We start from the raw sequence: 12,925 nt of genomic DNA, 5'->3' as shown, positions 1-12,925 counted from the left end.
GCCGGTCGTGATTCTTCCGAAAGTACGCGATCCCCGCTTCGTCACGATCCGCCGCGGCGGGACCCTCACGGATTCGGATCACCGGCTGCTCGCACTGTGGGCGGCGTCGTGCGCGGAACACGTCCTCGAACTCTTCGAATCGGTGCGGCCCGGGGATTCGCGACCGCGCGCGGCGATCGAGCACGCCCGCGCCTGGGTGCGCGGTGAGGTGAAGATGATGCAGGCTCGCGCGGCGGGCGGGCACGCCATGGGGGCAGCCCGTGATCTGCGCGGTGCGGCCCGGCACGCCGCCTACGCCGCGGGCCAGGCTGGGGCCGTCGCGCACGTCGCGGCCCACGAACTGGGGGCCGCCGCCTACGCGATCAAGGCCGCCCGCGCCGCCGTTCCGGGCGCGGAGAGCGTAGCCGCCGGGCAGCGTGAATGCCGGTGGCAGCGGGACCGGTTACCGGACGAGATCCGCGAGCTCGTGCTCGACGATCAGCGGCTGCGCAACGAGATCTGCTGGTCGGTGTTCGACTGCTGAGTGCGCAGGCAATCACCACCGTCGCTGGTTGACGCCTGTCTGTGGTTATTGACGCGTGTCAAATTCGCTCGTACGGTGTCCGTCATGGCCGGACCGCGGACATGCATCATCGGGGCGGGGCTCAGCGGGCTTTGCGCGGGCAAGATGTTGACGGACTACGGTGTGCCCTACGTCTGTTTCGAGTCCTCCGACCGGATCGGCGGCAACTGGGCTTTCGGCAATCCCAATGGGCATTCGAGCGCCTACCGTTCGCTGCACATCGACACCTCGAAGCACCGGCTGTCGTTCGCGGATTTCCCGATGCCGGACCGGTTTCCGGATTTCCCGCACCACTCGCAGGTCAAGGAATACCTCGAGGACTATGCCGAGGCTTTCGCGCTGAAGGAGAACATCCGCTTCCGCACCACGGTGGCGCGTGCGCACCGGTTGCCCGAGGGCGGCTGGGAGATCCGCGCGGCCGAAGGGGAGCGGCATTTCTTCGAGGCCCTGGTGGTGGCGAACGGGCACCACTGGGATCCGCGGTTACCGGATTTCCCGGGGGAATTCACCGGGCAGAGCATGCACTCGCATCATTATATCGACCCGGATAATCCGCTCGAACTGCACGGGAAACGGATCCTCGTGGTCGGTATCGGCAACAGCGCGGCGGACATCGCGGTGGAGCTCTCCCAGCGCAGCCTCGGCAATACGGTAGTGCTCTCGACGCGCTCCAGTGCGTGGATCGTGCCGAAATACATTCTCGGTGTTCCCGCGGACCGGTTGTTCGCCACCAGTCCGTACCTACCGTTTTCCTGGCAGCGGCGGCTGTTCCGCAAGAGCCCGGTCCTGCTCACCGGGCGCCCGGAGCGGTTCGGCCTGCCGACGCCGAACCACAACTTCCTGGAGGCGCATCCCACGCAATCGCACGAGCTGCCACTGCGGCTGGGTTCCGGGGATGTCACGGCGAAACCGGATATCGAACAGCTCGGCGGAGACCGCGTGCGGTTCACCGACGGGACGAGCGCGGAATTCGACGCCATCATCTACGCGACCGGTTACAATATCTCGTTCCCGTTCTTCGATCGGGAATTCCTGAGCGCCCCGGACAATCGGCTTCCGCTGTACAAACGGATGTTCCGCCCGGATATCCGGGATCTCGCGTTCATCGGTTTCGCCCAGGCGACTCCGGCGCTGTTTCCGTTCGTGGAATGCCAGGCGAAGCTGCTCGCTGCCTATTTCGCCGGTGTGTACCGGCCACCGGAACAGGACCGGATGCGGCGGATCACCGCCGAGGACGAGAAACGGTTCGTGGCGCATTTCGGTGACCGGCCGCGGCATACACAGCAGGTCGACTATTTCGTCTACGAGAACGACATCCGTACGCGGGAACTGCCCGCGGGGCGGAAACGGGTGCGGGATCTGGGATCCGTGGCCTTCGGAGGGAAAAGCCGGTGAGGGAACAGATCCTGGACCGTCGCGGACCCAATCGCGGCGACCGGCGCCGCAGGGCACTGCTGGGTGCCCTCGATGAGTTGCTGCGCGAGGGCGATCTCGGCTCGATCAACGTGCGGGAGATCTCACGGCGGGCCGAGGTGACCCGCTCGGCGTTCTACTTCTACTTCGACAACAAGGCCACCGCGGTCGCCGCGCTCTGCGACGAGATGTACCAGGAAGCGTTCACCGCGGGCACCATGCTGGCTTCCGGGGACGATTCCCCCGAGGGGCGCATCGGCCGTACGATCGCCGGTCTGTTCGAGGCCTGGGGCAAGCACCGGCACGTGTTCCGGGCGATGCTGGAGGCCCGGGATGCCGATCAGACCGTGCGAGAACTGTGGGACCGGGACCGGGAATCGTTCATTCCCCAGGTCGCCGAGCTGATCGAGAACGAGCGCGCCGCGGGAAGGGCACCGGACGGTCCGGAGGCCGCGGTGCTCGCCACCGTGCTGCTCGAGCTCAACGACCGCGCCCTGGAACGGATCTCCCGGGGAGGGTACTCGGCCATTCCCGACGAACAGCTGCGCGAAGGGTTGGTGACGGTGTGGTTGCGCACGATCTACGGCGGTCCCGGATGACCGGCACGGACCTGTGTTTCCCTCCCGGGGACGCCGAATGCGCGGCCCGCTGGTGGCGCGGGGGAGACCGGAAGGGGCGGCCATGTGTGGTGATGGCGCACGGGTTCGGCGCCACGAGGGACTGCGGGCTGGACGCGTTCGCCGCCGAGTTCTCCGGCGCCGGGCTGGATGTGCTCGCGTTCGACTATCGCGGTTTCGGGGCCAGCGGCGGCGAACCCCGGCAGACCGTGAGCATCGCCGGACAGCTCGCCGACTACCGGGCAGCGGTGGGCACGGCGCGCCGACTGGACGGCGTGGATCCGCGGCGCGTGGTGCTGTGGGGAGTTTCCCTCGGCGGCGGCCATGTGCCCGCCGTCGGCGCGCGGGACCAGGAGGTGGCGGCCATCATCTCGCTCGTTCCCATGGTGGACGGGCTGGCCGCCTCGAAACACGCGGCCCGGCGGCAACGGCCTCTGCGGCTGGCGCGTGCGGCACGCACCGCGGCGCGGGGCGCGGTGGCCCGGCTGGCCGGGGCACCCGGTTCGGGAGCGGCGCTTTCCCTTCCCGGACAGTTCGAGGCGTACACCGAGATCGCCGGTCCCGGCTGGCGCAACGAGATCGACCCGTTCGCGGGTGTGGAGATCGGCCGCTACCGGCCGATCCGGCAGGCGGGGCGCATTCGCTGCCCGCTGCTGGTGCAGGTCGCCGATCTGGACCGGAGCAGCCCCGCGCACACGGCGGCCAGGGCGGCGATCGCCGGGCGCGCCGAGGTCCGGCACTACCCCTGCGATCACTTCGACGTGCTGCCCGGACGGTCCTGGTACCGGTCCGCGGTCGAGCATCAGCTCGCCTTCCTGCGGCGGCACCTGAGCGAGGAGCAACGCGGATGACCGAACACCTCATCCAGGGCGAGCGGGTCACGATGCCGGTCGAGATCCGGGACGCGAGCGCCTGCACGGCGGTGTTCGCGGTGCGCGCGGACGAGGTCCGCTCGGTGCTCGGCCATGCCGGGGTGGCGCCCGCCGAACCGGTGCCCGGCCGTGCCCTGTGCTCGCTTGTCTTCGTGCGCTATCTGGACGGGGATCTCGGGCCGTACCACGAATTCGGCGTGGTGTTCCTCATCCGTTCCCCGGCCGGGCGCGGGCTCGGCGCATTCGTCCACTGGCTGCCGGTCAACCAGTCGTTCACCCTGGAGGCGGGGCGCTCGATCTGGGGTTTTCCCAAGGAGATGGCCGATATCGAGCTGGGGTTCTCCGGCGGCACCGGCCGCTGTGCCGTGCACCTCGAAGGGGAGCGGGTGCTGGAACTCCTTGTGTGGCCCGGTGTTCCGGTTCCCGCTCGCGGCGCGGGCACATCCGTCGATGCCTACACGTATGCGGACGGCGCGCTGCGCCGGACTCCGTGGCGGTTGCATGGCGCCGGGGTGCGGGCGCGGCCGGGCGGGGCCGTGCTGCGGCTCGGCGAACATCCCGTCGCCGCGGAACTGCGCCGGATGGGTCTGCCCGGCAGGGCACTGGTCAGCAGCGGGATTGCCCGGATGCGGATGAGCTTCGGCGATGCGGAGGTGCTCCGATGACGGCACTGGTGACCGGTGCGGCGAGTGGGCTCGGCAGGCTGGCCGCGCTGCGATTGGCCGCAGCGGGAACCCCGGTTGCCGCGGTCGATCTGGACGCGGACGGGCTCGCCGGCACCGTGCGGCGGGCACCGGCCATGCGCGCCTATCCGTGCGATGTCACCGAGCAGGCCCCGGTCCAGGCCACGGTCGACGCGGCCACCGCCGAACTCGGCCCGATCGAACTGGTCGTGCACGCCGCCGGGCTGTGCCGGATCGGGCGCGCACTCGAGCAGCCGCTGGACACCCTGCGGCGCGTGTTCGAGGTCAACTACCTGGGCACCGTGCACGTGGCGCGCGCGAGCATGCCGGGAATGATCGAGCGCGGCCGCGGCACCCTCGTCGTGTTCGGCTCGCTCGCCGGGTGGCTGCCCTCCCCGCGGCTGGCCGCCTACTCTTCCTCGAAGTTCGCCGTCACCGCGTTCTGCGAGGTGCTCGCCCAGGAGACCGCGGGGACCGGGGTCCGGATCCTGTGCCCCTGCCCGGATCACGTGGAGACACCGCTGGCCGAACAGGTGCGCGCCACCGATCCCGCCGTACTGGGCGGGCGCCGGGGCGCCGATCCCGCGAGCGTGCTCGACGCCGTGGATCGCGCGATCGCCGATCCGCGCGCGCCGCTGTTCGTGTTCCCGGCCGCGGGTACTCGGGCGCTCTGGCGGGCCCGCCGGTTCGCGCCCCGGCTGCTCGGCAGGCTGATCACCCGGTTCGTGCGGCCGTCGGACTGAGCGGGAGCGCAGCGGCGCACGATCAGTCCGGCGATCCCGGGACGCGGCAGCAGCGGGCCGGTGACGATATCGGCGCCGCAGTCGCGCATCCGCCGGCGGAACAGTCCTGGCGCGAGCAGTCAGGAGGCCACGGCCACCGCGCTTGGTCGTGGTTGGATGCTTCGACCAGTTGAGATCGTGCCGGAATCCACCCGCGGGCCCGGCGAGATTCAGCCGTCGATCACCGCGTCCAGCATTCCGGGAAAGCGCGCGTCCAGGTCGGCACGGCGCAGGCGCATGTACAGGTTCCGGCCCTGCTTGCGTTGTTCGACGATGCCGTTCTCCCGCAATACCCGCCAGTGATGGCTGGCGCTGCTCTTGGTCATCTCCGGCAGGATCTGCCTGCAGGTCAGTTCCTCTCCGTCGGCGAGCGTGCGCACCACGCGCAGCCGCACCGGGTGATCGAGCGCGGCGAGTACCGCCTCGATGCGCAGCCCCGCGCGATCGGGGTGTTCGAGTTCCTCCACACATCCGATTGTACGACTTGATTCGAACGGATATGGTTCGAATCAAATCGAACCATAGGAGGAACCGTGATCCAGCAAGAACTCGCCGAGAACTTCCACAAGGCGCTGATCAGCAAGGACTGGACGCTGATGCGCACGCTCATGCGCGCGGATGCGAGCTGGACCCTTCCCGGGGACAACCGGATCTCGGGTACCGCGCACGGCGTGGACGAGGTGCTTGCCCGTGCTGAACTGATCGCCAGCTACGGGCTGAACTTCGCACTCGAACACGTGCTGGTCAGCAGGGACAACATGGCGCTTGCGCTGCACAACACGGCGCGCAGGGGAGAGCTCGTGCTCGACGAACACCTGGCAACGGTGTGTCGGATCGAGGACGGAGTGATCGCCTCGATCGAGACCTATCTCTCGGATCTGGACGGGATGAACGCCTTCTTCGCCGAGCCACCCGAATAGGCGGTTGCCGACACGGCAACGGTCCTTGTCGGCCCGCCTTCCGCTGTCTACAACGCACTGGTCGCCCGCGAACGGCGCGGGTGCGGCTGCGGCGAGAGGTGAACCGGATGCGGGTGGGAATTGCTCAGGTGGACTGCCACCTCGGCGATGTGGCCGCGAACCTGGAGACCGCCGAGCGCATAGTGCGCCGGGCAGCCGAGCGGGACGCGGATGTGGTGGTATTCCCCGAACTGAGCCTGCACGGCTATTCGCTCGGGGCGCTCGACCGGGAGATGTCGGTGCCGGTGACCGATCCGCGGCTGGCGAAGCTGTCCACGCACGGCCCGGATGTGCTGCTCGGCCTGCACGAGGACGGACGGCTGCGGCTGTACAACGCGGCGAGCTATTTCAGCGACGGCGAGCTGCTGCACACCCACCGCAAGCTGTACCTGCCCAACTACCGGGACTGGGAGGAGCGCAAACACTTCAGCCCCGGGCAGAGCTTGCGGGCCTTCGACACCGCGCATGCCAGGGCGGCCACATTGATCTGCAACGATGCCTGGCAGTCGGTGCTGCCCTGGCTCGCCGCCCAGGACGGGGCCGAGGTGCTGTTCGTGCCCACCAACAGCGCCTCGGGCCTCGCCCCCGGCGCGATCGACACCACCGTGTACTGGCGGGATCTGCTGCTGGCGATCGCGCGGCTGCAGCAGTGCTGGGTGGTGTTCGTGAACCGGGTCGGTGTGGAGGGCAATGCGCGGTTCTGGGGTGGTTCGCGGGTGCTCGATCCGTGGGGCGATGTGCATGCCGAGATACCCGGCGATACGGCGGAACTGCTCGTGGCGGAACTGGATGTGTCCGCGGTGCGCAGACGGCGCAGGGAGATGCCGCTGGTGCAGGAATCGCGGTTCGGCCTGGTTTCCCGCGAGGTGAACCGGCTGCTCGGGGAGGGGCACGACTGATGTTCGACCTGCACGTGCACGCTGCGCCGGACATCACGCCCCGGCTGGCCGGGGACCGGGAGATCGTCGAGGCCTATGCGGCAGCCGGGTTCACCGGTTGTGTCCTCAAAGGACATTACGAGTCCACCGTCGGCCGGGCCGCCGCGGTGACCGGGGCGCTCCCGGTCTACGGCGGCATCGCGCTCAACCAGCATGCCGGCGGGATCAACCCGGCCGCGGTGCGGGCCTGCCTTGCCGCGGGTGGGCGGGTGGTGTGGATGCCGACCCAGGATGCGCGATTGCAGCGCAGGGCCGGGCTGCCGAGCCTGCACGGTGGCCCCACCTACGCGTTGCCGCCGGTGGATCCGGGTGCGGAAGAACCCGCGCGCCGGATCTGCGCACTGATCGCCGAGGCGGACGCGGTACTGGCCACCGGGCACCTCGGGGCCGAAGAAGTCGCCTGGCTGGTGTGTACCGCGCGCGCCGAGGGGGTGCGCCGGATCTTGCTGACCCACCCCGGTTACACGGTCCCCGCGATGAGCGCCGCACAGACCGGGGAACTCGCCGAACTCGGGGCGTGCGCCGAGATCACCGCGTTCCAGCTGCTGCATCAGCCGGAGATGACCGCGGCACGGCTCGCGGACTTCGCCGCGCGAGTGGGGCTCGAACACATCGTGCTGTCCTCGGACGCGGGCCAGCCGGATTCCCCGCCGCCACCGCAGGCGCTGGAACTGCTCGTGGACGCGCTCGCCGGGGAAGGGCTCGACCGGGGCGCGCTGCTCGCCTGTGCCGGGGAACGGGCCGAACGACTCGTGGTTGCTCGCTGAGCAACCGGGGTTGCCCTCTGGTGTCGCGGTCTCCAAGCTTGCCGGCATGGCGACCGAGCCGACGAACAGCGTGCACCGGGCAGCGGCGATCCTGTTGGCCCTCGGGTCCGAGCGGAACGCGGTCCGCGAAGGCCTCGGGGTCACCGAGATCGCCCGGATCGTCGGGAAGGAGAAAACCCAGATCTCCCGCGCGCTGCGGGTGCTCGAGGAGACCGGGCTGGTCGAACGGGACCGGGACAGCCTCGGCTACCGGCTCGGCCCGCGGCTGTTCACCATGGCGGCCACCGTCTCCCGGCAGCGGCTGCTCGTCGAGGCCCCCGCGGTGTTGCGCAAACTGGTCAGCGCGACCAAGGAAGGCGCGCACCTGAGCGTGCTGGACGGCACCGGTGCGCTCACCGTGCTCTCCGAGAGCCCGGCCCGCGCACTGCAGGCGGTGAGCTGGGTCGGCCACATCACCCCCTTGCACAACACCTCGAGCGGACGGGCGCTGTTGTTCGACACCGCCGAGCAGGAGGTGCGGGAACTGCTCGCGGACGGCGCGTTTCCCGGCAGCGGCCCGAAATCGGCACCCGATGCGGACACCGTGCTCGCCCGGCTGGCCAAGGCGCGCGACCGCGGTTACGCGCTCGTGGACGAGGAGTTCGAGGAGGGGCTGGTCGCGACCGCGGCCCCGGTCCGGGATTTCCGCGGCCGCATCGTGGCGGCACTGAACGTCTCCGCGCCCAAATTCCGGATCGGCCGCGAGCTCGACACCATCGGGCGCATGGTGCGCGCGGCCGCCGAACAGCTGTCCGTGAGCCTGGCGGGCGGGCAGCATCGGACGCCCCGAACACAGCGCACCGGAGGAGAATCGTGATTTCCCGTCCCCTGTTCGCCCCGGGACTCCAGGGGATCGACCGGGATCGGATGGCTGTTCCCTTGCGGCACAGGGGGTTCCGGCGCATCCGGGTCGAAGGGATCCGCTGCGAGGCGGTACTCACCGGCAGGAGGCGGTGACAGGGACTCCTTCGGTGCGGTAGCTCAGTCGCCGTCGCCGTCGGCGTCCACCGTGGTGTGCGCGGTCGGGCTGCCGTTCGCGCAGTCGACCCGCACGGTGATCTCCGAGTCCTCGGATTCGAACTCGATCTTCGCGGTGCGGTCCGGGCCGCGGTCGATGTCGTCGGTGCGGTACCCCTGGCGCGGGGTCCAGGAGATCAACTGGGCCTTGCCCGCCGAGCAGGCAGCGACCACGCTGCCACCCGCGGTGGCGAGCACCTTGTTCGCCGGGCCCGGGGCGCCACTCGACCCCGGCGTGCTCGGTTGCGCGGGCGGCGTCGAGGGAACCGGACTGGCCAGCGCGGCCGCGACCTGCTGACCGTTGAGCGGGCGCTGAGTGCTCTCGGCGATTCCGCTGCCGATCGCGGTGACCGAGGCGATGCCGACCGCGGTCGCCGCGGCCGCCGCGCACGCCCAGCCCGCGACGGCAAGGACGGTCCGGGTGCCGTTGCTTGCCATGCCCCCGACTATCCCAGGCTGGAGGCTAAGCGCGCACTAAGGACTCCTACGCGAAGACGATCACTGGGCTACCGTGTCCGGATGGCGAACGTGTTGCTCATCGAGGACGAGGTGTCCATCCGGGCCGCGCTGCACCGGGCCCTCGATGAGCGCGGGCATGCGGTGGCCTCCGTGCGTGCGGCGATGGACGGGCTCGCGCGGGCCACCAAGGAGCGTCCCGATCTGGTCGTGCTCGACCTCGGGCTGCCGGACATGGACGGGGTGGAGATGCTGCGCATGCTACGCGCGGTGTCCTCGGTACCGGTGATCGTGGCCACGGCACGCGAGCAGGAGAGCGAGATCGTGCGGGTATTGGACGCGGGAGCGGACGATTATCTGGTCAAGCCGTTCTCCGGGGCACAGCTGGACGCGCGCATCCGCGCGGTGCTGCGCAGGGGTGGCCGGGAGGACGAGGAGAGCGCCTGCGTGGTCGGCGGGCTGCGGGTGGATCCGCGCTCCCGCGAGGTGGAGCTCGACGGGGAACGCCTCGAGCTGGCCCCGCGCGAATTCGAGCTGCTGCACTACCTGGCGGTGCGTGTGGGAACCGTGGTGAGCAAACGGGAACTGCTCACCGAGGTCTGGCAGATCCCCTACGGCGGCGCGGACAAGACCGTGGATGTGCACCTGGCCTGGTTGCGCCGCAAGCTGAACGAGACCGCGGCGAACCCGCGCTATCTGCACGTGGTGCGCGGGGTCGGGGTCAAGGTCACGGCGCCGGAGTCGTGAAGCGATGAGGAGGAGGCTCGCGCTGCTGGTCGCCGCCACGACCTCGCTGGTGCTGGTGGCCTTCGTGATCCCGTTGGCGATGCTGGTGCACACGGTAGCCGAGGACCGGGCGGTGAACGCGGCGACGCGCGCCGTGGATTCGCTGGCCCCGATCGCCGCGACCGCGGACCGGCGCGGCCTCGCGCTCACCCTCGGCCAGACCAACGCGACCGGGGAACAGCCGGTCACCGTGTTCCTGCCGGACGGCACGGTAGTGGGCGCACCGGCGCCGCGCTCGGCCGCGGTGCGCCTGGCCGCGCGCGGCCAGAGCCTGACGGCGCAGGCACCGGGCGGGCGGGAAGTGCTCACTTCGGTGGGCACCGGCGGCGGCACCGCGGTGCTCCGGACCTTCGTCACCGATGCCGCGATGCACCGCGGCGTACAACGGGCCTGGCTGATCCTGGCCGGGCTCGGTGTGGTGCTCGTGCTGGTCGGGGTGCTCGTCGCGGACCGGCTCGCCCGGTCCCTGGTGCGCCCGATGGGGGAGCTCTCCGCGGTATCGCACCGGCTCGCCCGCGGTGAACTGGACGCGCGCGCGGCCGCCGAGGGCCCGGCCGAGGTGCGTTCCGTGGCCACCGCGCTCAATCATCTCGCCGGGCGGATCCGGGACCTGCTCACCGCGGAACGCGAGGCGGTCGCCGATATCTCGCACCGGCTGCGTACCCCGCTGACCGCGCTGCGCCTGGAGGCCGAGGCGCTGCGCGATCCGGCAGAGGCGGAGCGGATCAACGCGGGCGTCGACGCGCTGGAGCGTTCCATCACCGCGGTCATCACCCAGGCGCGCGGACAGCAGGGCGAGCCGGGACGCGCGGACGCGGCCGCCGTGGTCGGTGAACGGGTGCGGTTCTGGTCGGCGCTGGCCGAGGACACCGAGCGGGAGGTGCGCGCCGAACTCGCGCCGGGCCCGATTCCGGTGCGGTTGAGCCAGGAAACGCTCGCCGCCGGGGTGGATGCATTGCTCGGCAACGTGTTCGCGCACACCCCGGACGGCACCGGATTCACCGTGCTGCTCACGGCGCGCCCGGAGGGCGGGGCCCGGATCGTGGTGCGCGATCAGGGTCCTGGATTCCCCGATGCGCCTGCCTCCCGCCGCGGGGTGAGCGGGGCCGGTTCCACCGGGCTCGGCCTGGACATCGCCCGGCGCGCCGCGCGTGAGGCGGGCGGTGAACTCGCACTCGGCGCCGCACCCGGTGGCGGGGCCGAGGTGCGCGTGGAGCTCGGCGCACCCTTAGGGAACGCTTAACCCTCGCGCAGCGCGGTCCTAGCGCCCGCCGCGACAGGGTGGACCGGTCAGCTTGGACGACACACCGATGGAGGAAGACCATGATGCGCAAGACCGTGATCACCGTGGCGGCAGTCGGGGCGTTCGCGCTCGCCGGGACCGGAGTGGCGCTGGCGAGCACCGCGGGCAGTACTGCTCCGGGCGCGGACCAGACCATCAGCCAGGACCAGGGCACCGGCCAGCAGAACACCGGTCAGGCACAGGCGGCGGGCACCATCAGCAAGGACCAGGCGGTGCGCACCGCCCAGGCCAAGGTGCCCCAGGCGCGGGTCACCGAAGCCGAGCTCGACCACGAGAACGGCGTGCTCATCTGGGAGATCGACCTGGAGAACCCGAGCACCGAGTACGAGGTGGACGTGGACGCGCACACCGGCGCGGTGCTCAAGGTGGACCAGGACGACAACGACGGCCGGGACGGCGTCTGCGACGACGACTGAGCCGGCGGATCGTGCCGGATCGGTGCCTACCGCACCGATCCGGCACGGACCTTTCTGGGCTTTCTGGCGAACCGCTCTGGGCGGAATTCCGGAGGCTGTTCGCGCTGCCCGGTGACGAGCTCGGCGATCAGGGCACCGGTCGAGGGGCCGAGCGCGAGGCCGAGCATGTTGTGCCCGGTGGCCAGATAGGTGTTGCGGTGCCCGGGAAGGCGCCCGATCAGCGGCAGGCCGTCCGGTGTCATGGGCCGGGATCCGACCCATTCGGAGTGAATGCGCGACCAGTCGACACCGCGCAGATACGGGTGGGCCGCCTTGCCGATGGCCGCGATTCTGGCGCGGTTGAGCCGATCGTGATCGCGATCGAATTCCATGGTCCCGGCGATCCGGACATGCCCGTCCATCGGGGTGACCGCCACCCGGGCGTCCTCGAGCTTGACCAGCCTGCTCGGTGGCTCGCTGAACTCGGCGGAGAAGCTGTATCCCTTGCCGGGGAACATGTTCAGCGCGACACCCGCGTTCGCGCTCAGTTCCGGGCTCCGAGCACCGGCCGCGAGCACCGCGGCACCGGCCCGGGTCTCACCGAGACTGGTGTGGATCACCGTCTCTCCGCGGACCTCCCGGATGTCGTTGACCCGGGCGCCCTCGATGATCTGGACCCCGGATTTCTCCAGCACCGCGACCAGTGCGGAGACGAACCGGGACGGATCGAGCGTCCATTCCTCGGCGATCTCGAATCCGGCGCGGGCCCCTTCGGCGAGGCAGGGTTCCCGCTCGGTGAGCGCCCCGCCGGTGAGCAGCGGACCAGCCGCGGCGGAACCGTTGGCACGGACCAGTTCGTGCACGCGGGCCGCGGAACTCTCGGAGCCGAAGACGTAGAGATAACCCTTCTTGTTGATCTCGACATCCACCCCCTCGGCGCGCAGCTCGTCGAACCGGTGCCGCGCATCGGCTCCGAGCATGGCCAGTGCGGCGACCCCGGACCGATAGCGGCGCGCGGTGGCGTTGACCAGGAACCGGGACAGGAACCTGATCATCGCGGCGTCCGGGCTCGGATGGATGTGCAGTGCCGAATCCGGCCGGTACATCCCGGCGATCGCGGAGGAGACCATGCCCGGTGCGGCCAGCGGCTGGGCCACGCCAGGGCAGATCTCGCCCGCGTTCCCGCGCGCGGCCCCGCTGCCGAGCCGATCGCGTTCGATGACGGTGACCTCGAAACCCTGTTGGCGCAGATAATGGGCACAGCACAGGCCGATGAGGCCCGCGCCGACGACGACGATCGATTCCGGGAGTGGCTCCCCGTGCATGCGGCTTCCTT

The 12,925-nt window shown here is 70.4% G+C and carries 16 protein-coding genes; 13 read left to right on the top strand and 3 right to left on the bottom strand.

Annotated elements, in window-relative coordinates; translation table 11 throughout:
* Window positions 1-7: 7 nt before the first annotated feature.
* From A37U_RS0120790 to A37U_RS0120765, 6 genes are all read left to right on the top strand, one after another.
* On the top strand, window positions 8-523 hold the full coding sequence (locus tag A37U_RS0120790) for a putative immunity protein (protein ID WP_026197435.1): 516 nt from the start codon (window positions 8-10) through the stop codon (window positions 521-523).
* 84 nt (window positions 524-607) lie between these two features.
* Window positions 608-1,957, top strand: coding sequence for a flavin-containing monooxygenase (locus A37U_RS0120785; RefSeq protein ID WP_020498603.1), 1,350 nt, complete (start codon window positions 608-610; stop codon window positions 1,955-1,957).
* Window positions 1,954-2,574 (top strand): TetR/AcrR family transcriptional regulator, encoded by a 621-nt coding sequence (locus tag A37U_RS0120780; RefSeq protein ID WP_020498602.1) that lies wholly within the window; start codon window positions 1,954-1,956, stop codon window positions 2,572-2,574. The genes A37U_RS0120785 and A37U_RS0120780 overlap by 4 nt, the downstream gene beginning before the upstream one ends.
* Entirely contained in the window at window positions 2,571-3,443 is an 873-nt protein-coding gene (locus A37U_RS0120775; protein WP_026197434.1) for an alpha/beta hydrolase, read from the top strand. The genes A37U_RS0120780 and A37U_RS0120775 overlap by 4 nt, the downstream gene beginning before the upstream one ends.
* On the top strand, window positions 3,440-4,129 hold the full coding sequence (locus tag A37U_RS0120770; protein ID WP_020498600.1) for an acetoacetate decarboxylase family protein: 690 nt from the start codon (window positions 3,440-3,442) through the stop codon (window positions 4,127-4,129). The genes A37U_RS0120775 and A37U_RS0120770 overlap by 4 nt, the downstream gene beginning before the upstream one ends.
* Window positions 4,126-4,890: an SDR family NAD(P)-dependent oxidoreductase gene (locus A37U_RS0120765; protein WP_020498599.1), complete on the top strand. Its 765-nt coding sequence runs from the start codon at window positions 4,126-4,128 to the stop codon at window positions 4,888-4,890. Before A37U_RS0120770 ends, A37U_RS0120765 begins: the two co-directional genes overlap by 4 nt.
* A gap of 209 nt (window positions 4,891-5,099) precedes the next feature.
* Here the strand turns inward: A37U_RS0120765 and A37U_RS0120760 are convergent, their stop codons facing one another.
* Window positions 5,100-5,396, bottom strand: a complete 297-nt coding sequence (locus A37U_RS0120760) for an ArsR/SmtB family transcription factor (protein WP_020498598.1) — start codon at window positions 5,394-5,396, stop codon at window positions 5,100-5,102.
* Between the two features lie 66 nt (window positions 5,397-5,462).
* Between A37U_RS0120760 and A37U_RS0120755 the strand changes: the two genes are divergently transcribed.
* The 4 genes from A37U_RS0120755 (at window position 5,463) to A37U_RS0120740 (ending at window position 8,449) form a co-directional block, all read left to right on the top strand.
* Complete coding sequence (locus A37U_RS0120755) at window positions 5,463-5,849, top strand: nuclear transport factor 2 family protein (RefSeq protein ID WP_020498597.1); 387 nt, start codon at window positions 5,463-5,465, stop codon at window positions 5,847-5,849.
* A gap of 107 nt (window positions 5,850-5,956) precedes the next feature.
* On the top strand, window positions 5,957-6,787 hold the full coding sequence (locus A37U_RS0120750) for a nitrilase-related carbon-nitrogen hydrolase (RefSeq protein WP_026197432.1): 831 nt from the start codon (window positions 5,957-5,959) through the stop codon (window positions 6,785-6,787).
* Window positions 6,787-7,593 (top strand): DUF6282 family protein, encoded by an 807-nt coding sequence (locus A37U_RS0120745; protein ID WP_020498595.1) that lies wholly within the window; start codon window positions 6,787-6,789, stop codon window positions 7,591-7,593. Before A37U_RS0120750 ends, A37U_RS0120745 begins: the two co-directional genes overlap by 1 nt.
* A gap of 46 nt (window positions 7,594-7,639) precedes the next feature.
* On the top strand, window positions 7,640-8,449 hold the full coding sequence (locus A37U_RS0120740; protein ID WP_020498594.1) for an IclR family transcriptional regulator: 810 nt from the start codon (window positions 7,640-7,642) through the stop codon (window positions 8,447-8,449).
* A gap of 164 nt (window positions 8,450-8,613) precedes the next feature.
* On the opposite strand, the gene A37U_RS0120730 is transcribed toward A37U_RS0120740, so the two are convergent.
* A complete protein-coding gene (locus tag A37U_RS0120730) occupies window positions 8,614-9,087 on the bottom strand; it encodes a hypothetical protein (RefSeq protein WP_020498592.1) in 474 nt (157 codons plus the stop codon).
* An 81-nt stretch (window positions 9,088-9,168) separates the two neighbouring features.
* On the opposite strand from A37U_RS0120730, the gene A37U_RS0120725 reads away from it, so the two are divergent.
* The 3 genes from A37U_RS0120725 (at window position 9,169) to A37U_RS48435 (ending at window position 11,610) form a co-directional block, all read left to right on the top strand.
* Entirely contained in the window at window positions 9,169-9,852 is a 684-nt protein-coding gene (locus tag A37U_RS0120725) for a response regulator transcription factor (protein WP_020498591.1), read from the top strand.
* A 4-nt stretch (window positions 9,853-9,856) separates the two neighbouring features.
* Window positions 9,857-11,134 carry a sensor histidine kinase gene (locus tag A37U_RS0120720; protein WP_020498590.1) on the top strand — a complete coding sequence of 426 codons (1,278 nt, stop codon included), beginning with the start codon at window positions 9,857-9,859 and terminating at the stop codon, window positions 11,132-11,134.
* A gap of 80 nt (window positions 11,135-11,214) precedes the next feature.
* Entirely contained in the window at window positions 11,215-11,610 is a 396-nt protein-coding gene (locus A37U_RS48435) for a PepSY domain-containing protein (protein ID WP_020498589.1), read from the top strand.
* Window positions 11,611-11,636: 26 nt separating this feature from the next.
* Here A37U_RS48435 and A37U_RS0120710 read toward each other — a convergent pair whose 3' ends face one another.
* Window positions 11,637-12,914: an NAD(P)/FAD-dependent oxidoreductase gene (locus A37U_RS0120710; protein WP_020498588.1), complete on the bottom strand. Its 1,278-nt coding sequence runs from the start codon at window positions 12,912-12,914 to the stop codon at window positions 11,637-11,639.
* Window positions 12,915-12,925 lie beyond the last annotated feature (11 nt).

This window comes from Sciscionella marina DSM 45152 (assembly GCF_000379465.1).
Lineage (GTDB): Bacteria > Actinomycetota > Actinomycetes > Mycobacteriales > Pseudonocardiaceae > Sciscionella > Sciscionella marina.
The sequence above is the reverse complement of the archived record's forward strand: the minus strand, read 5'-3'. Positions and strand labels throughout refer to the sequence as shown.

Excerpts from the sequence above, each read along its gene's own strand:
- A37U_RS0120740 (WP_020498594.1), top strand. The coding sequence starts at position 7,640 with ATGGCGACCGAGCCGACGAACAGCGTGCACCGGGCAGCGGCGATCCTG.
- A37U_RS0120725 (WP_020498591.1), top strand. The coding sequence starts at position 9,169 with ATGGCGAACGTGTTGCTCATCGAGGACGAGGTGTCCATCCGGGCCGCG.
- A37U_RS0120785 (WP_020498603.1), top strand. The coding sequence starts at position 608 with ATGGCCGGACCGCGGACATGCATCATCGGGGCGGGGCTCAGCGGGCTT.
- A37U_RS0120710 (WP_020498588.1), bottom strand. The coding sequence starts at position 12,914 with ATGCACGGGGAGCCACTCCCGGAATCGATCGTCGTCGTCGGCGCGGGC.
- A37U_RS0120750 (WP_026197432.1), top strand. The coding sequence starts at position 5,957 with ATGCGGGTGGGAATTGCTCAGGTGGACTGCCACCTCGGCGATGTGGCC.
- A37U_RS0120765 (WP_020498599.1), top strand. The coding sequence starts at position 4,126 with ATGACGGCACTGGTGACCGGTGCGGCGAGTGGGCTCGGCAGGCTGGCC.
- A37U_RS0120770 (WP_020498600.1), top strand. The coding sequence starts at position 3,440 with ATGACCGAACACCTCATCCAGGGCGAGCGGGTCACGATGCCGGTCGAG.
- A37U_RS0120745 (WP_020498595.1), top strand. The coding sequence starts at position 6,787 with ATGTTCGACCTGCACGTGCACGCTGCGCCGGACATCACGCCCCGGCTG.
- A37U_RS0120730 (WP_020498592.1), bottom strand. The coding sequence starts at position 9,087 with ATGGCAAGCAACGGCACCCGGACCGTCCTTGCCGTCGCGGGCTGGGCG.
- A37U_RS48435 (WP_020498589.1), top strand. The coding sequence starts at position 11,215 with ATGATGCGCAAGACCGTGATCACCGTGGCGGCAGTCGGGGCGTTCGCG.
- A37U_RS0120720 (WP_020498590.1), top strand. The coding sequence starts at position 9,857 with ATGAGGAGGAGGCTCGCGCTGCTGGTCGCCGCCACGACCTCGCTGGTG.
- A37U_RS0120775 (WP_026197434.1), top strand. The coding sequence starts at position 2,571 with ATGACCGGCACGGACCTGTGTTTCCCTCCCGGGGACGCCGAATGCGCG.